Origin of the sequence: Nesterenkonia sp. F (genome assembly GCF_000220985.1) — a bacterium.
In the GTDB taxonomy this organism is placed as follows: Bacteria; Actinomycetota; Actinomycetes; order Actinomycetales; family Micrococcaceae; genus Nesterenkonia.
On the sequence record NZ_AFRW01000024.1, the window covers coordinates 1 to 23808 of the forward strand.

Consider the following 23808-nt stretch of genomic DNA (forward strand, 5'->3'; position numbering starts at 1 on the left):
CGGCCGGGCTGGGGTGCCGGGTCGAGGGCTGTCCGCTGCAGTCGGCGGTGATCGCCCCGCTGACCGTCGGCGAGCGGGTCATCGGCACGCTCGGCGTCTTCCAGGCCGACACCCCGATCCCGTCGAAGACCCTGGTCGAGGACATGGCCACGATGCTCTCGCTGCATCTGGAGCTGGCCGAGCTGGACCGCGAACGGCGGCTCGCCGCCCACGCCCGGCTGGATGCGCTGCGCGCCCAGATCAACCCGCACTTCCTGTTCAACGTGCTCAACACCATCGCCTCCAAGGCGCGCACCAGCCCGGAGGAGGCGCGCGAGCTGCTGCTCCGGCTCTCCGAGTTCTTCCGCTACGCCACCAAACAGGACGGGCACTTCGCCGAGTTCGCCCAGGAGTACTACTTCGTCCGCACCTATCTGACCCTGGAGCAGGCGCGCTTCGGCGAGCGGCTGCAGGTCCGCTACGACATCGATCCGCAGGTGCTCACCTCGCGGGTGCCGGTGCTGACCATCCAGCCGCTGGTGGAGAACGCGGTCAAGCACGGCATCGGCCATTCCACGCACGGCGGGACGGTGCGGCTGCGCGCTCGGGTCGACCCGCTGGCGCGGACGGCCTCCATCCGAGTCTCCGACGACGGCGTCGGCATGGATCCCGAGGTGCTGGCCATGCTGATGCGCGGAGAGGTCGACGTCGGCGAGCAGGACGACCCGGCGCTCACCGGCGCCGAGCACGCCGGCGTGGGGCTGCGGAACATCCGTGAACGGCTCGACTCGCTCTTCGGCGATCGCTATGAGCTCTCGGTGACCTCCCCGCCCGGCGGCGGCACCGCAGTGGATCTGCGGGTGCCCATGCGGTGAGCCGGCACCGGCCGCGACGCCGAGACGCCCCCGACCCGTGGGTGACAGCCCCAGTGCGTGACATGGCGCACGCCGGTCCGGAGCGCCGCCCTATACTGGAGGGATGCAGCCCCGCGCGCTGATCGTCGACGACGAAGCCCCCGCCGAGAGGAGCTTCGCTTCCTGCTGGAGCAGATCGGCGGCGTGCAGGTGGTCGGCGAAGCCACCAACGGCGAGGAGGCGCTGGTGCTGCTCGACTCGCTGGACTACGACCTGGTGCTGCTCGACATCCGCATGCCCGGCCTCTCCGGCCTGGAGCTCGCCGGACGCCTGGCGTCGACGCCGCATCGGCCGCGGGTCATCTTCACCACCGCCTATCCCGACCATGCGGTGGAGGCCTTCGACCTCGCCGCCGCCGACTATCTGGTCAAGCCCTTCGACGCCGAGCGGCTGCGTCGGGCGGTGGACCGCGCCCTGGCGACCGGGGAGCCTGCGGCCGCGGAGGCCGACGGCGCGGCCGCGCCGTCGTCGGCGCCCTCTCCGGGGCGGTCCCGGGTGACCGAGCCGGACCCGCTGGTGCGCATTCCGGTGCAGAAGGACGGCCGGACGGTGCTGGTCGTCGGCGACGCGATCATCTACGCCGCCGCGGCCCGCGGCTACTCCTCGCTGATGCTCGCCGAGGAGCACGCGCTGGTGTCCTTCTCGCTCAACGAGCTCGAGCGCCGGCTGCACGGCCACTTCCAGCGGGTCCACCGCTCCTATCTGGTGAATCTGCGCCACGTGCGCGAGCTGGTCACCGACGTCCGCGGCCAGCTGGTGCTGGTGATGAACGATCGCCGGCGCAGCCGCGTCGAGGTCGCCCGACGGCATGCCAAGGAGCTGCGCCGCCGGCTGGGAGTGTGAGCGGTGCCGGGCATCCGGCGCGGACCGGACGTTTCACGGCGACGTTTCACGCTGTTCCTGGACGTCGGTGCTCAGGCGTCGAGCGGCAGCAGCGGCTCGCCCCGCTCCAGGGCCAGCAGCCGCTGTTTGCGCTCGACGCCGCCGCCGTAGCCGGTCAGCGAACCGTCGGCGCCGACCACGCGGTGGCAGGGCACGATGATCGACAGCGGATTCCGGCCGACGGCCAGCCCCACCGCTCGGGAGGCGCCGGGGCGGTCCAGTGCGGCGGCGATCGCGCCGTAGCTGACGGTCTCGCCGTGCGGGATCTCGCGCAGCCGCGACCAGACGGCCTGCTGGAAGGCGGTGCCCGACGGGGCCAGCGGCAGGTCGAAGGAGCGGCGCTCGCCGGCGAAGTACGCGTCCAGCTGTCCGGCGGCCTCGGTGATGATCGCCGGAGCCTGCTCGCGGGAGACGGCCGGGCCCCAGAGCTCGGGGGAGGTGTGCCGGTGCTCGGCCAGGTGCAGCCCGGTCAGCGCGGTGCCGTCGGTGACCAGCGTCAGCGGTCCCAGCGGGCTGTCGATCAGGGTGTGCGTCGTGTCGGTGATGCGGGTCGCATCGATCATGGGGTGTTCTCCTCCTCGGGGTGCGGCACCGGTGGGGGCCGATGGTCGGCGGCGGGGATGCGGGCGACGGAGTGGTCGCTGCTCGCCCAGAGCAGCGCGGCGGCGTAGCCGCGCCAGGGACGCCAGGCGGCCGCGCGCTCGGCCAGTGCCCGCGGGGCTGCGGGCAGGCCGACGGCCTCGGCGGCGTGCCGGGTGCCCAGATCCGTGGCGGGGAAGGCGTCGGGATCGCCGAGTCCGCGCAGACAGATCATCTCGGTGCTCCACGGGCCGACGCCGCGCAGTCCGGCCAGCTCGTCGCGCACGCGGCTCCAGGAGGCGCCGGCGTCGAGGCTCACCGCACCGGAGGCCAGGGCGGCGGCCAGGCCTCGGATCGTCGCCCGGCGGGAGCCGGGCATGCCGGGCCAGCGGGGGTCGTCGGCATCGGCGGTCGCCAGGGTCTCGGCCGTGGGGAAGAGGCGGACGGGACCGTCGGGGACGCGCAGGCTCTCCGGCAGGTCCTCGCCGAAGCCCGCGGCGAGCCGAGCGCCCAGCGTGGCCGCCGCGGCGGTGGAGATCTGCTGGCCGAGCACGGTGCGGATCGCCTGCTCATCGGCATCCGGCGCGCCGGGAAGCCGCACGCCGGGATGCCGGGCGACCAGCGGGGCCAGCGCCGGATCGGCGGCCAGCGCGGCGTCGACGGCGGCCGGATCGGCGTCGAGGTCCAGCATCCGGCGGCAGCGCTGCACGGCGGTGGGGAGATCGCGCAGATCGGTCAGTCGCAGCCGTGCCGCGACGGTGTCCGAGGAGGCGGAGGATGCTGAGGAGCCGGCCGGCGGCGCCAGGGCGACGACGCCGGGACCGTGGGGCAGTCGCAGGGCGCGGTGCAGCGCTCCGCGGGGTCCGTCGTCGGGGAGCCAGGCGTCGACTCCCGGCACGGCGGTGGCGATCAGATGTCCGAAGAGGCTGTCGCCGTGCAGCGGCGTGCGGTGCGCCAGATGCAGCGTGAGCTCCGGAGCGGGCGCGGGCGGATGCGCGCCGTCGCCGGCTCGTGCCCGGGCCCGTCGCACGGCCCGGCGCAGGCCCGTGGGACTGGCCGCGAAGACTGCCCGGATCGTGGCGTTGAAGCTGCGCACCGAGGAGAAGCCGGCGGCGAAGGCGACGTCCGTGACCGACATCGTCGTCGCCTCCAGCAGGGTGCGGGCGGTGTCCGCCCGCCGCGCGCGGGCCAGGGCCAGCGGTCCGGCGCCGAGCTCGGCGACCAGCAGCCGCTCGACCTGCCGCGGGCTGTAGCCCAGCGCGGCGGCCAGGCCCCGGACGCCGTCGCGGTCCACCACGCCGTCGCCGATCAGCCGCATCGCGCGGGCGGCGGCGTCCTCGCGGACGCTCCACTCCGGCGAGCCGGGGGAGGCCTCCGGCCGGCAGCGGCGGCAGGCGCGGAAGCCGGCCTGCTGAGCGGCGGCGGCCGAGGGGTGGAAGGTCAGATGCTCGGGCTTCGCCGGCGGGGCGGGGCAGCTGGGCCGGCAGTAGATGCCGGTGCTGGTCACGCCGAAGTACAGCCGACCGTCGAAGCGGGCGTCCCGGGACCGCACCGCCTGCAGGCAGGCGTCATGATCGAGCGGCGGCGGCGCCGTCGCGGAGCCCGCCGGTCGCGGCGACGGCGGGGCGGAAACTCGATCGGGTGTCACAGCTCCAGCATGCGTGCCGAGGTGGGGTCATGCCAGCAGGAAACCGACATCGCAGCGCAGGCCGCGAGGCGCGGGACCGCAGGTGGTGCACGGCGCCGGTCGTGCACGGTGCCGACCCTCGCGGCGCGGACGGTCAGCGGGGCGGCTTCTGCGGTCCGTCCCGGCCGGCGCCGTCGGCTCCCCCGCCGCCGATCGGACCGCCGGCGGATCCCGTGCCCGGGCGTGACGTGCCGCCGCCGGGCGCCGTGGACCCGGCGCCGGGCGACGAGGGCTCGCCGCTCGCGCCGGAGGCCTTGCGCTCCTGCAGCTTCCGGGCGGCCTTGCTGGGCTTCCCGCGGCCGGCGGCCGGCGCCTCGGCCGGTGCGCTCTTCGGGGCGCGCGGACGCCGCCAGGCGCGGTGGCAGCCCAGCAGCACATAGGCGACCAGCAGGACGAGGGCGAGCAGTCCGTCGACGATCAGCGCCGTCCAGGAGTCGCGCGCCTCGCCGAGCTGGCTCCAGCCGATGAGCGCCATGCCCACCTTGTGGGCGAAGGCCAGCTCCATCAGACCCGGGTAGCTCGTCGGCCGCCAGGCGACCAGGGCGAAGAGCCCGGCGAAGACCGTGAGGCCGAAGGCTCGCCAGGCGTCGACGACGATGTGTTCGGATCCGGCGGTGCTCAGCTGGGCGATGGCCATGCCGGAGGCGAAGGCCGCGGTCAGGGCCGCGATGATCAGCAGGGAGCGGCCGGCGACGCCTCGTCGGACGGAGGCATCGGTGGGCGGAGTGGTCATGTCAGCTCCCTCATCTCGCCGGGGCATGGTGGCACCACAGTTCGTCCCTGCCAGACTAGGCCAGCGGCGGGCCGCTGACCACCGGTGACGGCGAGATCAGGGGTGATCCGACGGGCGGCCCGGTCTCCGCTCAGCGTCGGAAGAGAGTCTCCCCTCCGGCGACCCGTCCGTCGGCCGCACCGCTGATCGCCTCCGCCGGCGCGTCGAGGACGATCACGGGCACGACCGGCGAGATCTCCTTGCCGCCGGCCTCCTCCGGCAGCGTCGAGGGGTCCCAGTCGACCATCGGGTCGCCGACCTGCACCGAGTCGCCCGTCGCGGCGTGGACGGTGAAGCCCGCGCCGTCGAGCGCGACAGTGTTGATGCCCAGGTGCACCAGCACGCCGACGCCGTCCTCTCCGGCGATGACGAAGGCATGCGGGTGGGCCTTGACCACGCGTCCGGTGATCGGCGCCCGGACCGTGGTCGGCTCGGCGTCCGGAGTCAGGCCCACGCCGGCGCCGACCATCGCTCCGGCGAAGACCGGGTCCGGGATCTGCTCCAGCGGCAGCACTGTGCCCGGGCAGGGTGCGAGCACCTCGGTCATCGCAGGTCCTCGATGTCCTCGGCGATGGTGTCGGCCTCGGGGCCGACGACCACCTGGACGACGGTGCCGCTGATCATCACGCCGTGCGCGCCCGCGGCCTTCAGTGCGGCCTCGTCCACCGTCGAGGCGTCCTTCACCTCGGTGCGCAGTCGGGTGATGCAGGGCTCGATCTCCTCGATGTTCTCCGAGCCTCCGAGTCCGGCCAGGATCTGCTCCGCGCGGTCTGCCATGGGTCTGTCCTCCACAGGGTCGTGTGTCGTCCGATCGTGCTCCGCGTCCGTCCTCGGACGCTTGACAATCAGTGTGACACGCTTCATAGTCAACTGGTACGTACCAGACCGTATCAATACGGACCAGACCTGTCGAGACTGCGGAGAGGAGTCGCGAGGCCCGTGGAGGACCCGAGGTCGGAGGCGACGACGGCGGAGGCCGGGGCGGGTGCGCACCGCCTGGTCGACGGTCCGTCGCCGAAGCATGTCCAGCTCAGTCGGGCACTGGCCCGGATGGCGCGCCGGGATCTCGCTCCCGGGGAGATGATCCCCTCGGAGCGGCGGCTGATGGCCGACTACGGCGTCTCGCGGGCGACGGTCCGTCGCGCCGTCGACGGACTGATCGTCGACGGGCTGCTGCGACGAGTGCCGGCCAAGGGAACCTATGTGGCCCCGCCGCGCCTGGAGAGCCACCTGCATCTGGCCTCGTTCACCCAGGACATGCGCCGGCGCGGGCTGCACCCGACGACGACGCTGGTCTCGCTCGAGCGGCGCGAGCCCTCTCCGGAGGTCGCCGAGTCGCTGGGGATCGCCGACGACGAGCCGGTCTGGGAGATGACCCGCGTCCGGCGGGCCGACGGGCGGCCGATCGCCCTGGAGACCGGGTGGTATCCCGTCGTCGTCTTCCCCGGGCTGGACGAGCAGGATCTGACCGGCTCGCTCTACGAGGTCTTCTCCACGGTCTACGGCGTGACCATCGAATCCGCCGAGCAGACCGTCTGGGGCGAGGTCGCCGACCGTCCTGCGGCTCGGCATCTCGACGGCGGCGAGGCCACGCCGCTGCTGGTCTTCCGCCGCGTCTCCCGCGCCGACGGGCGGCCGGTGGAGTACACGGTCTCGCGGTACCGGGGGGACCGGTACCAGGTCCATATGAGCCTCGGCGGGGACTCCTCGGCGACGAGGGGCTGACGACGAGGCGCCGACAGGAATGAGGGAATCACTGTGAGCACTCCATCAGGCGGCGACGACGCCGCCTCGACGACGCAGAAGAAGCCACGCTTCAATCTGGCCCCGGTCCAGAAGTTCGGGCGCAGCCTCCTGCTGCCCATCGCCTCGCTGCCCGCCGCGGCCCTGCTGATGCGGCTCGGGCAGGACGATCTGCTCGGACCCGACGGCGCCGGACTGGGCGCCATGGCCGACGTCATCGGCGCGGCGGGCAACGCGCTCTTCGACCACCTCCCGATGCTCTTCGCCGTCGGCGTGGCCATCGGCATGGCGAAGAAGGCCGACGGCTCCACCGCGCTGGCCGCAGTCATCGGCTATTTCGTCTACACCGGCGTCACCGACGCGATGTCCCCGGTGGTGCTCGGCGCTCCGGCCGAGGGTGAGGAGCAGGAGCTCGTCGACTTCCACGTCCTCGGCGGCATCATCATCGGACTGATCGCCGCCTTCCTCTGGCAGAGGTTCTATCGCATCAAGCTCCCGCCGTATCTGGCCTTCTTCGGCGGCCGGCGCTTCGTGCCGATGATCGTGGCCCTGGCGGCGATCGTGATCGGCGTGCTGATGAGCTTCATCTATCCGCTCTTCGACGCCGGCATCACCGCGCTGGGCGAGTGGGTCACCGAGAACGCCGTGCTCGGCGGCTTCGTCTACGGCTTCGCCAACCGGCTGCTCATCCCGCTGGGTCTGCACCATGTGCTGAACAATCCGCCGTGGTTCCTGCTGGGCTCCTACGAGACCGCCGACGGCGTCGTGCACGGCGACATCGAGCGTTTCCTCAGCGGCGACCCCACCGCCGGCATCTTCATGGCCGGCTTCTTCCCGATCATGATGTTCGCCCTGCCGGCGGCCGCGATGGCCATCTGGCACGAGGCCAAGCCGGCCAAGCGCAAGCTCACCGGCGGTGTGATGATCTCGGTGGCGCTGACCTCCTTCCTCACCGGAGTGACGGAGCCGCTGGAGTTCGCCTTCATGTTCGTCGCCTGGCCGCTGTACGTCATCCACGCCTTCCTCACCGGGACGTCGATGGCGCTGGTGAACTTCCTGGAGATCAAGCTCGGCTTCGGCTTCTCGGCCGGGCTCTTCGACATGGTGCTGAACTGGAACATCGGAAGTCAGCCGGCCATGCTGATCCTCATCGGACTCGGCTACGCCGTGCTGTACTACGTGGTGTTCCGACTGGTCATCCGCGCCTGGAACCTGAAGACTCCGGGGCGCGAGGATGACGCCGAAGAGACCGCCGACGCACCGGAGGCCCGTGGATGACCCTGATCAGCGCCGTCGCCGCCCTCGTCCCGGGCGACGCCAGCACCGGCACGCCTGCGCGCATCGCCCCGCGCTGGCTGCGCGTGATCGACGGACGGATCGTCGAGGTCGGCGACGGCGCCCCGCCGTCGACGCCCGACGTGATGCTCGACGACGGTGTGCTCGCCCCCGGCTTCCTCGACGTGCACTGCCACGGCGGGGGAGGGGCCTCCTTCTCCGAGGGGGCGTCGGCGGCGGCGACGGCCCGGGCGGCCCACCGGGACGCCGGGACCACCACGATGCTCGCCTCGCTGGTCACCGACCCGCTGGACGACCTCGCCGCGCAGCTGGAGGCGCTGCGACCGCTGGTGGATTCCGGCGAGCTGGCCGGCGTCCACCTGGAGGGGCCCTGGCTGAGTCCGCGGCACCGGGGAGCCCACGACCCCGAGCATCTCGTCCCGCCGGAGCCGGCGGCGCTGGAGCGGCTGCTGGGCACCGGGCTGGTCCGGATGGTCACCCTCGCCCCGGAGCTCGACGGCGGGCTGGACGCGGTCCGCCGCGTCGTCGCCGCCGGGGCGACGGCGGCGCTCGGGCACACCGACGCCAGCTACGAGCGCAGCGCCGAGGCGCTGGACGCCGGGGCGACGGCGGGCACCCATCTGTTCAACGCGATGGCCGGGCTGCATCACCGCGAGCCCGGCCCGGCCGCCGCCCTGCTGGAGCGCGACGAGGTCTTCATCGAGATCATCGCCGACGGCGTCCATGTCCACCCGGCCATGCTGCGTCTGGCGTTCGCCCAGCACCCGGAGCGCTTCGTGCTGATCTCCGATGCGATGGCGGCCGCGGCCGCCGCCGACGGCGCCTACCGGCTGGGCGGACTCGACGTGCAGGTCCGCGACGGCGTCGCCCGGCTGGTCGAGGCCGACGGCCGGCCGGGCGCCATCGCCGGCTCCACGCTGACGGTCGCCGACGCCGTGCGGCATGCCGTCCGCGAGGCCTCGATCCCGCCGGCGCAGGCCCTGGCCGCCGCGACGGAGAACCCGGCGTCGATGGTCGGGATGGCCGACGTCGGCCGGCTGGCCGCCGGAACGCAGGCCGACCTGGTGCACCTGGACGAGGACCTGGCCGTGCGCGCGGTCATGCACCGCGGAGCGTGGCTCGGACCGGGATGACGCGGAACGGTCGTCGGTTCGGCCCCGGCCCTGTCCGATCGGGTGTGATGTGATGCTGGAACGATCACATCGGCCAGGAATGCCCCGGCGGGCCGTGTGGTTCGCAGTGGTCGGCGGGGCTCCGTGCCCCGGCATACGCATCCAGGACGAGAGAGGTTCCGATGACTGACGTTCCCACTGTGCAGCTCAACGACGGCACCGAGATCCCGCAGCTCGGGTTCGGCGTCTGGCAGGTTCCCGCCGACGACGCCGAGCGTGTCGTCGCCGAGGCCCTGAAGGTCGGCTACCGGCACATCGACACGGCCGCGATCTACGGCAACGAGGAGGGCGTCGGCCGCGCCATCGCCGCCTCCGGCATCCCGCGCGAGGAGCTGTGGGTCACCACCAAGCTCTGGGTCGGCGACTTCAAGGAGGGCAACACCAAGCAGGCGCTGCGGACCTCCCTGGAGAAGCTGGGGCTCGACTACGTGGACCTGTACCTCATCCACTGGCCCTCGCCGGAGGACGCGGCCTACGTGAAGGCCTACCAGGACATGGAGGAGCTGAAGGCGGAGGGGCTGACCCGCAGCATCGGCGTCTCCAACTTCCTGCCCGAGCACCTCGACGCGGTGATCGGCGCGAGCTCCACGGTTCCCTCGGTCAACCAGATCGAGGTGCACCCGGCTCTGCAGCAGCGCGACGTGCAGGAGGCGAACGCCTCGCACGGCACCGCGACCCAGGCCTGGAGCCCGCTGGCCCAGGGAGAGGTCTTCGGCGACGAGCCGATCGTCGCCGCGGCCGAGGCCCACGGGGTGAACCCGGCGCAGGTCATCATCCGGTGGCACCTGCAGCGCGGCCGCATCCTGTTCCCGAAGTCGGTGACCCCGGAGCGGATCGCGTCGAACTTCGACGTCTTCGGCTTCGAGCTCTCCGAGGAGGAGCTCTCGGCGATCGACGGCCTGGAGCGCGACGGCCGCCGCGGGGCGCACCCGGCGACGTTCAACCCGGCCTCGCAGTGAGCTCGGCCGGGTCGGGCGTTCAGCGCCCGTGCCCGGCGGTCGGCCCCGTCGTGCGCTGAGCGCCCGACGCCTTCACCCGTCCCCGTCGATCCCTCCCGGCCCGCGTCGGGATCGGGTTCGACGGGGACGTTCGCATGCGGGGCCTGCAGTTCGCGGGGGAAGGCCGGGGGAGCGCGGGCCGGAATCAGGAACGGCGTCCCTCGTCGAGTCATATCTCGTGTCCTGAACGGGCGAGATATGACGCGAAGGGGGACGCCGACTCTCGGTGGGCGGCCCCGGCCCCGGCACCGGGAGCGAGCGTAGCGGACGCGGATGGCGACCGGCCGCGCGTCGCTCCGGTGGACTGAACCGCGCCGCCGGCCCGGGTCGGCTCATCCTGCCCGCTGCGGACGACAGAAGGCCCCCGCCCGGAGCTGAATCCAGCTCCAGGCGGGGGCCTTCTGTCGTCCGCCTCAGCGGAGGATCACGGAGAGCAGGTCACTTCTGCTGCTCGTCCTCCTCGGGGCGGCTCTCCACCGTGGAGATCTCGCCGGTGCCGACGACCTCCTCGTAGATCTGCTCCGACTCGTACTGCCAGCCGGCGGCGGACTCGGCGTACTCGGGAGTGTCGAAGACCTCCTCGGTGATCGGGCTGTCCGGGGTGGCCTCCTCGTCCACGGCGATGGTGCCGGTCGCCGGATCCACGGCAGTTGCCGAGGCCGGCACATCGTGGACGGCGAAGACCATGTCGTCATAGGTGATCGAGCTGGATTCGTCGTCGCCCTGGCGGCCGGCCTCGCGGCCCAGGCCTGCCAGCGTGGTCGACGTGCCGCCCAGGAAGCGCGACAACGAATGACCCTGACGGCTGACCAGCGTGCGCAGGTTGCGCTCGACGGCCGGCCCCTCGTCCGCGCCGGCCGCCTCACGAGCAGTGTCGACCAGCGCGGTCTTGGAGGCGTGGGGCCGCAGCCGCACGTACCGCGGCTGGTTCTGCCCGTCGTAGATGAACATGCGGATCATGCCGATCATCGCCAGCACGATGACGATGGACATCGGCGCGGCCGCGGCGATCGAGCTGATCTGCAGCACGCGCAGGGCCGCGTCTGCGGCCTCGCCGGCGGCGGTCAGCAGGATGATGGCCGAGGCTCCCTCGACCAGCGCCCAGAAGACTCGTGTCAGCCGCGGCGTCTCAGTTCGGCCGCCGTGGGACAGGATGTCGACGACCAACGAGCCGGAGTCGGAGGAGGTCACGAAGAAGAACGTGATCACCAGGATGGCCACCACGGCGGTGATGGCTGGGATCGGAAGCTGCTCCAGCAGGGTGAACAGCGAGTCGTTGGTGCTCACCGCGCCGTCCTCGCCGACCATGATGCCGTCGCGCAGCTGGTAGTAGATACCGGAGTTGCCGAACACCGAGAACCAGAAGATACCGATGAGCGTCGGGGCGAGCAGCACGCCGGCGACGAACTGGCGGATGGTGCGGCCGCGGGAGATGCGGGCGATGAACATGCCCACGAACGGGGACCAGCTCATCCACCAGCCCCAGTAGTAGATGGTCCAGTCGGCGGACCAGCCGCCCTCGGTGCCGCCGCCGGCGTAGTTGGCCGACGTCTCGAACATCAGCTGCGGGAACATCCAGGCGTACTCTCCGGCGTTGGAGACCATCGCCTGCAGCAGCACCAGCGTCGGACCGAAGATCAGCACGAAGAGCGCCAGGAGCGCGGCCAGCGACATATTGATGTTCGACAGCCACTTCAGGCCCTTGTCCACGCCGGAGACCACTGAGAAGGTGGCGATCGCGGTGATGCCGATGACCAGGAGGGTCAGCAGGGTGTTGCTCGACTCGGCCCAGTCCATGAACTCCAGGCCGGCGGCGATCTGCTGGACGCCCAGGCCCAGCGAGGTCACCACTCCGAAGATGGTGCCGACGATGGCGATGATGTCGATGAGGTGTCCGACCCAGGACTCGATGAGCCGCCGACCGAAGACCGGCTCCAGGAGCCAGCGCACCGTCAGCGGACGGCCGCGGCGGAAAGTCATGTAGGCCAGGCCGAGGCCGACGACCACGTAGATGCCCCAGGCGTGCAGGCCCCAGTGGAAGAGCGTCTCGCCGAGTGCGGCATCGGCGATGTGCTCCTGCGTCGAGGCGATCAGATTGCCGTCGGCGTCGACGCCGGCGTCGCCGGTGACGTCCGGCGGCGCGATCAGATGGTTCAGCGGCTCGGCCACGCCCCAGAAGATCAGGCCGATGCCCATGCCGGCCGAGAAGAGCATGGTGAACCAGGACATCAGGGAGAACTCGGGCTTCTCATCGTCCCGGCCCAGCCGGATGTTGCCGGCCTTGGAGAGCGCGGCCCAGGCGCCGAAGCCGATGAACAGCGTGCAGACCAGCACGTACCACCAGCCGATCGTGTCGACGATGGCGGTGTTCAGGGATTCGAACGCCTCCGCGCCCTGGGCCCGGCCGAACCAGGTCGCGAAGACCAGGGCGGCGGCGATGATGATGACGGCCGGGACGAACACTGGCTTGTTGAGGCTTCGCCAGACGCTCGACACCGACCAGTTGCTCACTTCTGCTTCGGTGGACGAAGCCATGAAGTCCTCCTCGGTCGAGTGATTACCACAGTAGGAAACAGGTGATGTACGTCACGCATGCTGTGAGCTGTTCCCCGCAGACGCAGAAAGACGACGGCGCCGTCCATCATCCGTCCGGCCCGGGGGCCTCAGGGAGCGGTGATGAGGTACCTGCGCGCCGTCGTCGTCCGGACGTGCCGGGGGTCAGATCAACAACATTCACCACCCATTAGGCCTTAAGTCGCGCGAATCTGGCAAGAAGAGGCCTGCTCAGGAGTGACTCCCGTCGCTGCTTCTGCCAAGATGTGGAGCCAACCGCACACTCGTATCCACCGTGGGGAGAGACACCATGAGCAGCTCTGCCGCATCCGCGTCGGCGCCGGAGGGCCGGGTCAGGGTCCGCGAGTCCTTCGCCGGTCGGAAGGCGTTCATCCTGACCGCCGTGGGCTCCGCCGTCGGGCTGGGGAACATCTGGCGCTTCCCGTACATCACGTACGAGAACGGCGGCGGCGCCTTCATGATCCCGTATCTGATCGCGCTGCTGACGGCCGGAATCCCGATCCTGCTGTTCGACTATGCCGTCGGGCACACGTTCCGCGGGTCCGCGCCGATGGCATTCAAGCGATTGCATCCCGGCGCCGAGATCATCGGATGGTTCCAGGTGGGAATCAGCTTCCTGATCTCCATCTACTATTCGGCGATCATCGCCTGGGCGGCCTGCTACACCTGGTTCTCCTTCACCCAGGCCTGGGGCGACGATCCGGAGGGCTTCTTCTTCGGCGAGTACCTGCAGTACGACGGCGGCGGCACCGCCGGGGCGGGGCTGTCGGTGGACTTCGTCGCCCAGGTCGGCTGGCCGCTGATCGCGGTCTGGGTGGTGCTGCTCGTCGCCCTGGCCGCCGGCGTCCGCCGCGGCATCGCCGCCGTCTCGGTCATCGGGATCCCGATCCTCTTCGTCATGTTCGCCGCGCTGGTGATCTACTCGCTGACCCTGGACGGCGCCGTGGACGGACTGAATGCGCTGTTCACCCCGGACTGGGGCGCGCTGACCGATCCGCAGGTGTGGATCCAGGCCTACGGACAGATCTTCTTCTCGCTCTCGGTCGGCTTCGGCATCATGATCACCTACGCCTCCTACCTGAAGCGGAAGTCCAACGCCTCGGGCTCCGGTCTGGTCGTCGGTTTCGCGAACTCCTCGTTCGAGCTGCTCGCCGCCATCGGCGTCTTCGCCGCGCTGGGCTTCCTCGCCGCCGGCACCGGCTCGGCGGTCGGCGACGTCGTCTCCGACGGTCTGGGCCTGGCGTTCATCGCCTTCCCGACGATCATCTCCCAGGCGCCGGCCTCGGCGCTGATCGGCGTCCTGTTCTTCGGCTCGCTCACGCTGGCCGGCCTGACGTCGCAGATCTCGATCCTCGAGGTCGTGATGTCGGCGGTGAAGGACAAGACCGGCTGGTCGCGCGGGCTCGTCGTCGCGATCGTCGGCGGCTCCAGCGCGGTCATCTCGATCGTGCTGATCGGCGGCGTCTCCGGCGTGACGATCCTGGACACCGTCGACGCCTTCTCGAACAACATCGGCATCGTCGGCGGCGCCTTCGTCGCCGTGGTGCTGGTGATGTGGGTCTTCCGGAAGATGGACGTGCTCATCGCGGGGCTGAACACCTACGGCTCCTTCCGCATCGGTCCGATCTGGAAGGTGCTGACCGGTGTGGTGCTGCCGATCGTGCTGGTCGTCCTGCTCTACCAGGACATCAGCACCAAGATCGCCGAGGGCTACGGAGGCTTCGACACGTGGGTGGTCGCCACCTTCGGCTGGGGCTCGCTGGGACTGGTGATCGTGCTGGCGGTGGTGCTCTCGCTGATGCCGTGGCACAGCGGCTCGGCGATGCACATGGAGGATCCCGCCATCGACGAGGACAACTATGACGAGCTCGTCGGCAGCGGCGAGACCACGGAAGGAGGGGCCCGCTGATGGAGACGTCGGCCATCGTCCTGATGCTCATCGCCCTGGTGCTGGTCTGGGGCGGCCTGATCGCCGCCGTCGTGCACCTCAGCCGCAACCCCGACCCGGAGTGAGGGTGCCCTGATGGCACGAGGAGGGCGTCGTCGGCGCCCCTCCGGCAGATGAGCGGCGTCGGATCACGGGAACATCACGATTCTGCGGATCCGGCGCCGTTCACATCACACCTGGATAACTCTTGCGAATCTCCAAGGTCGTGGGTTGGAGAGCGCCTGCCGGCTGGATACGGTGGGGCCCATGTCCCTCGGCCCCCGTCTGTTCCGCGCCCCCGTCCGTCGTTCATCGGCGGCAGGTGCGGCGGCCGCCGGCCTCGTCGCGGCCCTCGCGCTGACCGGAGCACCTGCCGCCCATGCGACGCACCCCGCCTATCCCGCTCCGGGGCAGCCGCTGCGCGCCGAGCAGCCGGATCCCTCGACCAGCATGGTCGCCAAAGACGGCGAGGAGCTGCGCGTGGCCACGCTGGAGGCCGGGCTGACCGAGCGCGACGCCGAGATGCTGCTGGCGGATCTGCGCGACGGCGAGGACGCGGCCGCCGAGACGGTGGCCGCCACTGCTCAGACCGCCGACCCCGACGTGCTGGTGCTCACCGGCGTCACCCTCGACGAGGAGGGGGCGATCGCCGAGGCGCTGAACGCCGAGTACCTCTCCCAGGGTCAGCGCGGGCATCAGGGCCTGGCCCTCGACCATGTCTTCACCGCCGAGACCAACTCCGGCGCCGGCTCCGGCACCGACCTCGACGGAGACGGTCGCATCGGCGGCCCCGGGGATCGACTGGGCTGGGGCTCCCATTCCGGCCAGGAGGGCATGATCGTGCTCTCCTCGGTGCCGATCGAGCGGGACGCGGTGCGCACCTTCGGCGACTTCCGCTGGGTGCAGATGCCCGACAACTCGATGCCGGACACGTTCGAGACGCCCCTGCAGCGCGCCGTGCCGCCGGTGAGCAGCACCTCGCTCTGGGACGTCCCGCTCGAGGTCGGCGAGGAGCACCTGCACCTGATCGCCACCGCCAGCACCGCGCCGCGCTCGGACCGGCGGATCGACGCCTTCCGCGCGATCGACGAGCGACGGATGCTGGTCGACTACGTCAGCGGCGCCGCCGGCGAGGGCTGGTACCTCACCGACGACGACGGCGAGGTCGGCGGGCTCTCCGCGGGATCCTCCTTCGTCGTCGCCGGTGCTCCGGCCACGGCGGAGACGCTGTCCGCTCTCGGCGAGGACGCGCCGTCGGCGGTGCGCGAGGCCGCTGAGGAGCGGCCGCTGCTCGACGCCGACGTGGTCCAGGACCCGGAACCCCGGCCGGTCACCGATGAGCCCGTCGAGGAGCGGGACGACGCGCACGCCGGCTCCGCCCCGACCGACACTCGGGCGCTCGCCGACGGGCAGGGGATGCGCGCCTCCTACGTCCTGCCGGACGCGGATCTCTCCGTCCGGGACTCGGGGATCTTCTGGCCCGCCGCCGACGAGTACGGCGCCGGCCTGGTCGACCCGGACGACGACGAGACCCCGCAGGACCGGCTGGTCTGGACCGACATCTCCCGAGACTCGCTGGACGGCGACGACTGAGGTCGTCGAGCCCTCGGACAGGCCGATGCGTTAGTCTCCTGACGTACGCCCGCCGACCCCTCGGAGCCGCCGCATGTCCTCCTCGCTGATCCGCCGCCGCTCGTCCTCCGACACGGAGGCGACGTCGTCGCCCTCGACGACGCCCTCCGCCGGTGCGGCGCCGTCGACCCCGGCCCCCGCGCCGTCCGCACCCGTCCGGAGTCCGCGGCGCAGGCGTTCCGCAGCCGCCGCGACGCCGCGCCGCGGCGGCACGATGATGCGCTCTGCGGCGACCCGCTTCGTCGGCCGCCAGGCGCTCACGGCCGCGCAGCGCCGTGCCTTCACCGAGGACGGCGAGCTCACCCCGACGGCGGAGACCTGGCTGGCCCGCGCGGTGACGGTGCAGCGGCCGCTGGTGCTGGCGAACCTGCGCCGGCTCCGCAAGGCGCATCCGACCCACACGAACCGGCAGCTCGCCGAGGCGCTGGACCGCGAGTTCGTCCGCACGATGACCGGCGGGGGAGCGGCCATCGGCGCCACCGCCGCGGTGCCCAGCGTCGGCACGGTCACCTCGCTGGGCCTCTCGGCCGTGGCCACCGGCGGCTTCCTGGAGACCAGCGCGCTCTACGCCCAGTCGGTCGCCGAGCTGTCGGGAATCTCCACCGAGGACCCGCAGGGGGCTCAGGTGCTGGTGATGTCGGTGATGCTCGGCGACGAGGGGCGCGAGCTGCTCGGCGAGCTCAACGAACAGGCCGACGGGCGCAGCGCCGGGCCCTTCGCCTCGCTGGTGCCGTTGAACTCCTCGATGAGCTCCTCCGGGATGACCGGCCTGGTCGTCGACCAGATCCGCCGGCGCTTCGTGCGCCGCTTCTTCGTCCGGCAGAGCACCTCCATGCTGGGCCGCGCGCTGCCCTTCGGCATCGGCGCCGCCGTCGGCGGCGCCGCCAACCACCGCCTGGCCCGGCAGATCGTCGACTCGGCGCGCGAGACCTTCGGCGAGCTTCCGGAGGAGACCCCGCAGTCGGTGGTCGAGGACTTCGCCCGCGGACTGGAGCGGGAGAAGCAGCGGGCCCAGCGGCGCGAGAAGCGCACCGCCGCGAAGCAGCAGAAGGCCGCACGGCGCCGACTGCGGCGCGGTGCGGAGCCGACGAGTCCGTCGACGGCGGACTCGACGTCGGCCACCGTCGATTCGCCGAGTGCGGGCGAGCCCGCGGTTCAGCGGGATTTCACCTGATGCTCAGCCGCTGAGGGTCGGTCGGAGCCTGTCGCGGGCCGGTGCGGAGGCCTATCCTCGAGATGTGCAGACGATGAGCGGATCCGCCGGACAGCCTGAGGACTCGGCGTCGTCCCCCGCGGGGTCGACGCCGGCGACGACGGCCGCCCCGCGGGCGGACGGCAGCCTGATCCCGGACGATCTGCAGACGGTCGGCGGTGGACGACGGCGCGCCCGCGTCTTCGCCCACCGCGGCTCCAGCGGGCTGTTCGCCGAGCATACCCGGGCGGCCTATCGGCGCGCCCTCGACGAGGGCGCCGACGGCCTGGAGATCGACGTGCACCTCAGCCGCGACGGCGAGGTGGTCTGCTTCCACGACGCCACCGTCGACCGCACCTCCGACGGCACCGGTGCGGTGGCCGACCTGAGCCTGGCCGAGCTGCACGGACTCGACGTGCATTCCTGGAAGACCCCGCACCTGCCGACGGAGTACGGTGCCGCCTCCGAGCAGCTGATGACGCTGCACGACACCCTGGAGCTGCTGGCCGACGCCGGCCGCGACGTGCGGCTGGCCGTGGAGCTGAAGCATCCCTCGCCCTACGGCCATCAGCTCGAGGAGCGGGTGCTGCAGGTGCTGTTCCGCCACGGCTGGGACCCGGAGACCTCGACGCTGCCGGGCCGGCCGTCCGAACCCGGGGCGCAGGCGCCGCGCATCGTCGTCTCGTTCATGAGCTTCTACCCGGCCGCGCTGCGGCATCTGGCCGAGATGGTGCCGGCCGAGCGGCTCTGTGCGCTCTTCGACGACGTCACCGCCCGGCAGGTCGCCCGACAGGTGGAGCATCTGACGTTCTTCGCCTTCGCCGCGCGCCCGGTCGTCTCGGCGGTGATGCGCGGCGCCTCGCGGGATGCGGAGGCGCTGGTGTGGAACGCGCGGGTCGGCATCGCCGGTCCGGGGCTGCGGGCCGTCCGCCGACGCCGGGCCGAGGTGAAGGCCTGGCTGGCCCGTGGCACCACGCTGCGGGTCTGGACCGTCGACGACCCCGCCGACGCGCAGTTCCTGCTCGACCTCGGCGTCGGAGAGATCACCACCAACCGGCCGGCCCGGATCATCGAGGCGGTCACCGGGCCGCAGACGCAGGGTCGCCGCTCGGGCTAGCCTGGGAGCATGATCGTCGCATTCTCCATCTCCCCCTCGGGGGAGCCCCAGCCAGGACATGCCCGCGCCGAGGACGGCTCGGTGAGCGAAGCGGTGGCCGCCGCGGTCGCCGTCGTCCGCGCCTCCGGCCTTCCGCACCGCACCGGCTCGATGTTCACCGAGATCGAGGGCGAGTGGGACGAGGTCTTCGCCGTCGTCAAGCGCGCCACAGAGGCCGTGGAGCCCTTCGGCAGCCGCATCTCGCTGGTGCTCAAGGCCGACATCCGTCCCGGACGCTCCGGGGAGCTCGACGGCAAGGTCACGCGGCTCGAGCAGGCCCTCGGCGAATGAGCCGAGGGGACGAGGGGTCGGAGGCGACCGCGGCCTCCGGCCGGATCGCCGTCGTCGGCTCGACGAACGCCGATCTGATCGTGCGCACGCAGCGACACCCGCGGCCGGGCGAGACTCTGCTGGGCGAGGACTTGGACACGCTGCCCGGCGGCAAGGGCGCCAACCAGGCGGTGGCCGCCGCGCGGCTCGGCGCCGCGGTGCAGTTCGTCGGCGCGGTGGGGCGCGACGCCTTCGCCGCCGTCGCCCGGGACGGCATGCGCGCCGCCGGGGTCGACGTCTCCGCGCTGACCGAGGTCGACGGTCCGACCGGCACCGCGGTCATCACCGTCGATGCGGCCGGGGAGAACTCCATCGTGGTGGTGCCCGGAGCCAACGGCGCCGTCGACGCCGCCCGGGTGGAGCAGGCGCGCGAGACTGTCGCCGCCGCCGACGTCGTGGTGCTGCAGGGCGAGATCCCCGCGGTCGGCAGCGAGGCCGCCGCCCGCGCCTGCACCGGTCGGCTGATGCTCAACCTCGCGCCGGTGATCGCGGTGGACCCGGCGGTGCTGCGTCGGGCGGATCCGCTGGTGGTCAACGAGCACGAGGCCGCGCGGGCCGCCGAGATGCTCGGAGCCTTCGACGAGGGCGCGGGCCCCGGGCCGGAGCATGCGGAGCCGGACGCCGTCGAGCGGGGCGTCGTCGAGCGTCTGCTGGCCGCCGGAGTGCCCTCGGTGGTGCTGACCGTGGGGCCGCGGGGCGCCTGGATCGGCGCCGGGTCCGCGGAGCCGGCGCGCGTGCCGGCTCCGACGGTGCACGCCGTGGACACCACCGGGGCCGGGGATGCCTTCGTCGGAGCGTTGGCCGTCGGCCTGGTGCGCGGCGAGGCGCTGGCCGCCGCGGCGCGCCGCGCCGTGCGGGTGGGGGCCTTCGCCGTCGGCCGTCGCGGCGCCCAGCCGTCGTATCCGGCGGCGGAGGACCCGCTGCCCGGCGGCTGAGCCCAGGGCCGGAGCGGCCGGCTCGGCCGAGGAACTCGCGGCTCTATTCGCCGCCCTACTCGCCCCTTTACTCGCCGACCACCGGACCGAATTCCGCTCGGTCCTCCAGCCGCGGGTCGCGGGACTCGGGGACCACCATCAGCGGCCCCTCGGCGTGGTGGAGCACGCCCTGGGAGGTCGAGCCCAGCAGCATCCCGGCGAAGCCGCCGCGGCCGCGCGAGCCGACCACCGTCAGCTGGGCGTGCCGGGTCTCGTTGACCAGCACGTCCACTGCCGCGCCGTCGATGACCTCGGCCTCGATGTGCAGATCCGGGTGGTGGCTGTGCAGCCAGCGGCGGCCGTTCTCCAGCTTCTCCTGCAGCTCCTCGGCGGCCGAGCCGTCGTCGACGTCGGTCGGGATCCACACCAGCGTGGCCCCCAGCGGCGGCAGCGCACAGACGATGCGCAGCGTGGTGCCGCGCTCGACGGCCTGGTGGGCGGCCACCAGCGCGGCGATGCGCCCGTGGTCGGAGCCGTCGACGCCGGCGACCACCGGACGGCGGTCCTCGTGGCGGCTCGCCTCCGAGGCCGGCGTGCTCTCCGGGGTGACGATCGGGATGGCCCCGGTGGAGGTGGTCACCGCGTTCTCCTCCTGGCAGGAGAAGGCCAGCGGCACGACTACGGTGGGGCACTTCGCGTGGGCGGGCAGCGCCGAGGAGACCGAGCCGAGCAGGCGGCCGAAGAAGCCGCCGCGGCCCCGGCTGCCGACCACCAGGACCTCGGCCTCGTGGGAGAAGTCCAGCAGCACGCCTGCGGCGTCGCCGGACTCGATGAGGTAGGAGACCTCGCCCGGATAGTCGCGCAGGAACTCCTTGGCCTGGTCGATGACCTTCTCCGAGCCCTGCCGCAGCGAGGACTCGTCGAGCAGCGCGTAGCCGCCGTCCATCGAGGAGGCGGCGAAGGCCGGCAACGCGTAGGCGGTGACCACGGTCAGCGGGAGCTGGCGGCGATCGGCCTCCGCGGCGGCCCATTGGGCGGCGCGCAGCGACTGCTCCGAGCCGTCCACGCCGACGACGACGCCGAAGCGGCGCCGACGGGCGGCGCCGGCGCTGCGGTCCTGGTCCGATGTGCTCATGATGACCTCCACTTCCGCACCGTCCGTGCGTCGAGTGACCCCATCGTAACCCCTGGTGACCCCGGACACGAAGGGTTCTGACCTGCGACGACTGCGCCCCGGCCGGTCCTCGCGGGACCGACCGGGGCGCAGCGGGCGCGTCCTGCCGGACGTGGGGCCTCGGCGGGTCAGAGCAGGATGATCATGCCCACGATCGCCGCGCTCATCAGGTTGGCGAGCGTGCCGCCGAGCACGGCGCGCAGGCCCAGCTGAGCGATGTCCGAGCGGCGGTTCTTGGCGATGCCGCCCAGGCCGCCGAGCAGGATGGCCATCGAGCTGAAGTTGGCGAAGCCGGTCAGCGCGAAGGTGATGACCGCCTGGGACTTCTCGGAGAACTCTCCGGCCTGCGGGGCGAAGTCGGAGAAGGCGACGAACTCGTTGAGCACGACCTTCTGGCCCAGGAAGCTGCCGGCCGGCACGGCCTCCTCCCACGGGACGCCGACGACCCACATCACCGGGGCGAAGACCCAGCCGATGATCTGCTCGAAGGTCAGATCCCCGGCGCCGAACCAGCCGCCGACCTGGCCGATGATCAGGTTGATCAGCGCGATGAGCGCGACGAAGGCCAGCAGCATCGCTCCGACGTTGGCGGCCAGGCGCAGGCCGTCGGAGGCGCCGCGGGCGGCGGCGTCGATGACGTTGCGCGGCTTCTCCTCGTCGTCGCCGACCGCGGCGGCGGCCTCGTCCTCGACCCGGTCCTCCTCGGTCAGCGTGGCCGTCGCCGTCGACGACTCGCCCGAGCCCTCGGCGCCTGCAGCGCCCTCGGCCGTCGAGGCGGCGTCGGTGTAGCGGCTGCCGCCCAGCGTGGTGGCGTCGGTGCGGCCGTGCTCCTCGGCGCCGGCGTCGCGCTCTCCGAAGGAGCCGGCGGGGATGAGGATCTTGGCCATCAGCAGCGCGCCGGGGGCGGCCATGAAGGAGGCGGCGATCAGGTACTCGAGGCTGGCGCCGAGGCTGGCGTAGCCGACCATCACCGAGCCGGCGACGGTGGACAGGCCGCCGACCATGACAGCGAAGAGCTCGGACTTGGTCATCGTGGGCACATAGGGGCGGATGACCAGCGGCGCCTCGGTCTGGCCTACGAAGATGTTCGCCGCGGCGCTCATCGACTCCGCGCGCGAGGTGCCCAGCAGCTTCTGCAGTCCGCCGCCGAGGACGCGCACCACCAGCTGCAGGATCTTCAGGTGGTAGAGCACCGCGGTCAGCGAGGCGAAGAAGATGATCACCGGCAGCACCGAGAGCGCGAAGGGCACCGAGTCGCCCTCGACGAGGCCGCCGAAGAGGAAGCTGATGCCCTCGTTGGAGACGTTGATGACGCTCTGCACGCCGTCGGTGACGGTCTTCAGCACGGTCTGTCCCCAGGGGATGTAGAGGACGAAGACGGCGAAGAACACCTGCACGGCCAGCGCGACGAGCACCGGACGCAGTCTGATCTTGCGGCGGTCGGCGGAGAACAGGACGGCGATGGTCAGGATGGCGACCATGCCGAGGAGTCCCCAGAGGATGTTGGTCAGCACGGGGCGGTTCCTCTCAGGTGGGAGTGGATTCGAGGTGTCTGCGGACGGCGCGGGCGACGCGGGCGGCACAGGGTGCGGCCGGCCGCGCGGCCGATCGGCGGCGGGTGCCGGCTCCTCCGGGATCAGGTGCGAGTGATCAGGCGGGCGGCCGACCGCCGGGGATCGGCGACGTCGACGCCGCGGTGGCGGCGGTCCCCGGTCGTCCGGATGCAGGGGACAGTATGCCCAATCAATGCGTGCTGCGCCACACTGCGCGTCGACGGCAGCTCTGACCTGCGGCGACAGCGGCGGCCCGGACGACGCCGAGGGCCCCGGCACCAGGTGCCGAGGCCCTCGGGGCGGTGCGGCGCAGGGTGCCGCCCTCCGGATCAGAAGTAGCGCTTCGCCACCGGGTTCGGGTCCTGGTACGCGTAGTACAGGTCGGTGATCCCGACGCCGGCCTGCGGGTTGCGGGCGTGGGCGAGCTTGCCGTTCCCGATGTAGATGGCCACGTGGTGGGCGCGCCCGCCGGAGGTCCAGAAGACCAGGTCTCCCGGCTGCAGGTTGCTCAGCGAGACGCTGCGGCCGCCCTGGAACTGCTGGTTCGCCGTCCGCGGCACGGAGACCCCGCCCTGGGCGAAGGCCTGCTGCACCAGCGAGGAGCAGTCGTAGGCCCAGGGCCCCTCGCCGCCGAGCACGTAGTGGACGCCCGGGGTGGTCACCTTGTCCACCGCCCAGCTGACGGCGGTGGCCGCCGCGCCGGCGTCGGAGGCGGAGCTGGCCGCCGTCGACGAGCCGGAGGTCGACGAGCCGCTGGAACCGGTGGAGCTGGTCGAGTTCTCCGACTGCGTCAGCGAGTCGACCTTGCGCTGCAGCGCGGCGTGGTCGATGACGCCGTTGCTGCCGACCAGCGCGTCGTCGGCCAGAATCCGCTCGAAGGTGGCCTGCACGCCGCGGTCCTGCAGCTCGGCCAGCTCGGTGACCAGCCCGCGGGTGCCGGGCAGGTACTGCGAGAGGCTCGGGCCGGAGGAGCCGGAGCTCGAGGACTCGGAGTCGGAGGAGCTCGAGGACGGTTCCTCGGGCTCAGGCTCCGGCGCGGTCAGCTCGTCGACCCGGGCCTGGATGGCCGCGTGGTCGAGCACGCCGCCCTCGGTGTACTTCTCCTGCGAGATCAGCTGGTCGAAGGTGCGCTCCGACGACTTGCCGAGCAGCTCGGCCAGCTCGTTCACCAGCGAGCGGGTGCCCGGCAGGTACTGCGAGAGGCTCGGGCCGGAAGCCGCGGAGCTGGTGGACTCGGAGTCGGAGGAGCTCGGCTCCTCGGAGCTGGAGGAGTTCGAGGACTCCTGCTCGGGCTCCGGGGCGGTCAGCTCGTCGACGCGGGCCTGGACGGCCGC

General features: G+C 72.1%; 22 protein-coding genes. 13 read left to right on the plus strand and 9 right to left on the minus strand.

What is annotated here, in order from left to right:
* Positions 1–854, plus strand: an 854-nt coding sequence (locus GU5_RS13690) for a sensor histidine kinase (protein ID WP_010524043.1), incomplete at its 5' end; no start/stop codon positions are given.
* 183 nt (positions 855–1037) lie between these two features.
* On the plus strand, positions 1038–1736 hold the full coding sequence (locus tag GU5_RS15790) for a LytTR family DNA-binding domain-containing protein (RefSeq protein ID WP_010524044.1): 699 nt from the start codon (positions 1038–1040) through the stop codon (positions 1734–1736).
* Positions 1737–1807: 71 nt separating this feature from the next.
* Here the strand turns inward: GU5_RS15790 and GU5_RS0102710 are convergent, their stop codons facing one another.
* The 5 genes from GU5_RS0102710 to GU5_RS0102730 form a co-directional block, all read right to left on the minus strand.
* Entirely contained in the window at positions 1808–2338 is a 531-nt protein-coding gene (locus tag GU5_RS0102710; protein ID WP_010524045.1) for a methylated-DNA--[protein]-cysteine S-methyltransferase, read from the minus strand.
* A complete protein-coding gene (locus GU5_RS0102715) occupies positions 2335–4002 on the minus strand; it encodes a DNA-3-methyladenine glycosylase 2 family protein (protein ID WP_139084288.1) in 1668 nt (555 codons plus the stop codon). The genes GU5_RS0102710 and GU5_RS0102715 overlap by 4 nt, the downstream gene beginning before the upstream one ends.
* A gap of 133 nt (positions 4003–4135) precedes the next feature.
* A complete protein-coding gene (locus GU5_RS16205) occupies positions 4136–4774 on the minus strand; it encodes a hypothetical protein (protein WP_010524047.1) in 639 nt (212 codons plus the stop codon).
* Between the two features lie 130 nt (positions 4775–4904).
* Positions 4905–5360, minus strand: coding sequence for a PTS glucose transporter subunit IIA (locus tag GU5_RS0102725; protein WP_010524048.1), 456 nt, complete (start codon positions 5358–5360; stop codon positions 4905–4907).
* Entirely contained in the window at positions 5357–5836 is a 480-nt protein-coding gene (locus tag GU5_RS0102730) for a glucose PTS transporter subunit EIIB (protein WP_369750448.1), read from the minus strand. Before GU5_RS0102730 ends, GU5_RS0102725 begins: the two co-directional genes overlap by 4 nt.
* Here GU5_RS0102730 and GU5_RS0102735 point away from each other — a divergent pair.
* From GU5_RS0102735 to GU5_RS0102750, 4 genes are all read left to right on the plus strand, one after another.
* The gene (locus GU5_RS0102735; protein WP_010524050.1) at positions 5753–6538 is read left to right on the plus strand and encodes a GntR family transcriptional regulator; all 786 of its coding nucleotides are present in this window, start codon (positions 5753–5755) and stop codon (positions 6536–6538) included. The genes GU5_RS0102730 and GU5_RS0102735 overlap by 84 nt on opposite strands.
* Before the next feature lie 33 nt (positions 6539–6571).
* On the plus strand, positions 6572–7834 hold the full coding sequence (locus GU5_RS0102740) for a PTS transporter subunit EIIC (protein WP_010524051.1): 1263 nt from the start codon (positions 6572–6574) through the stop codon (positions 7832–7834).
* Positions 7831–8985 (plus strand): N-acetylglucosamine-6-phosphate deacetylase, encoded by a 1155-nt coding sequence (gene nagA, locus GU5_RS0102745; RefSeq protein ID WP_010524052.1) that lies wholly within the window; start codon positions 7831–7833, stop codon positions 8983–8985. Before GU5_RS0102740 ends, nagA begins: the two co-directional genes overlap by 4 nt.
* Before the next feature lie 161 nt (positions 8986–9146).
* Positions 9147–9983 (plus strand): aldo/keto reductase, encoded by an 837-nt coding sequence (locus tag GU5_RS0102750; RefSeq protein WP_010524053.1) that lies wholly within the window; start codon positions 9147–9149, stop codon positions 9981–9983.
* 477 nt (positions 9984–10460) lie between these two features.
* Here the strand turns inward: GU5_RS0102750 and GU5_RS0102755 are convergent, their stop codons facing one another.
* Positions 10461–12557, minus strand: a complete 2097-nt coding sequence (locus tag GU5_RS0102755) for a BCCT family transporter (RefSeq protein WP_139084290.1) — start codon at positions 12555–12557, stop codon at positions 10461–10463.
* Positions 12558–12885: 328 nt separating this feature from the next.
* Here GU5_RS0102755 and GU5_RS0102765 point away from each other — a divergent pair, with 328 nt between their 5' ends.
* The 7 genes from GU5_RS0102765 (at position 12886) to GU5_RS0102800 (ending at position 19768) form a co-directional block, all read left to right on the plus strand.
* Complete coding sequence (locus tag GU5_RS0102765) at positions 12886–14505, plus strand: sodium-dependent transporter (protein WP_010524055.1); 1620 nt, start codon at positions 12886–12888, stop codon at positions 14503–14505.
* Positions 14505–14609: a methionine/alanine import family NSS transporter small subunit gene (locus tag GU5_RS16600; RefSeq protein ID WP_010524056.1), complete on the plus strand. Its 105-nt coding sequence runs from the start codon at positions 14505–14507 to the stop codon at positions 14607–14609. The genes GU5_RS0102765 and GU5_RS16600 overlap by 1 nt, the downstream gene beginning before the upstream one ends.
* 181 nt (positions 14610–14790) lie before the next feature.
* Positions 14791–16116, plus strand: coding sequence for an endonuclease/exonuclease/phosphatase family protein (locus tag GU5_RS13705; RefSeq protein WP_010524057.1), 1326 nt, complete (start codon positions 14791–14793; stop codon positions 16114–16116).
* A 73-nt stretch (positions 16117–16189) separates the two neighbouring features.
* Positions 16190–17329 (plus strand): hypothetical protein, encoded by a 1140-nt coding sequence (locus tag GU5_RS13710; RefSeq protein ID WP_139084291.1) that lies wholly within the window; start codon positions 16190–16192, stop codon positions 17327–17329.
* Positions 17330–17402: 73 nt separating this feature from the next.
* Positions 17403–18464 carry a glycerophosphodiester phosphodiesterase family protein gene (locus GU5_RS0102790; protein WP_139084292.1) on the plus strand — a complete coding sequence of 354 codons (1062 nt, stop codon included), beginning with the start codon at positions 17403–17405 and terminating at the stop codon, positions 18462–18464.
* A 9-nt stretch (positions 18465–18473) separates the two neighbouring features.
* Positions 18474–18794, plus strand: a complete 321-nt coding sequence (locus GU5_RS0102795; RefSeq protein ID WP_010524061.1) for a thiamine-binding protein — start codon at positions 18474–18476, stop codon at positions 18792–18794.
* Positions 18791–19768, plus strand: a complete 978-nt coding sequence (locus tag GU5_RS0102800) for a ribokinase (protein WP_010524062.1) — start codon at positions 18791–18793, stop codon at positions 19766–19768. Before GU5_RS0102795 ends, GU5_RS0102800 begins: the two co-directional genes overlap by 4 nt.
* Positions 19769–19835: 67 nt before the next feature.
* Here GU5_RS0102800 and GU5_RS0102805 read toward each other — a convergent pair whose 3' ends face one another.
* The 3 genes from GU5_RS0102805 to GU5_RS16210 form a co-directional block, all read right to left on the minus strand.
* A complete protein-coding gene (locus tag GU5_RS0102805; RefSeq protein WP_050806567.1) occupies positions 19836–20882 on the minus strand; it encodes a universal stress protein in 1047 nt (348 codons plus the stop codon).
* 167 nt (positions 20883–21049) lie between these two features.
* Positions 21050–22435, minus strand: a complete 1386-nt coding sequence (locus GU5_RS0102810) for a nucleoside transporter C-terminal domain-containing protein (protein ID WP_010524064.1) — start codon at positions 22433–22435, stop codon at positions 21050–21052.
* 368 nt (positions 22436–22803) lie between these two features.
* A partial coding sequence (locus tag GU5_RS16210) for a C40 family peptidase (RefSeq protein ID WP_010524065.1) occupies positions 22804–23808 on the minus strand: 1005 nt, incomplete at its 5' end.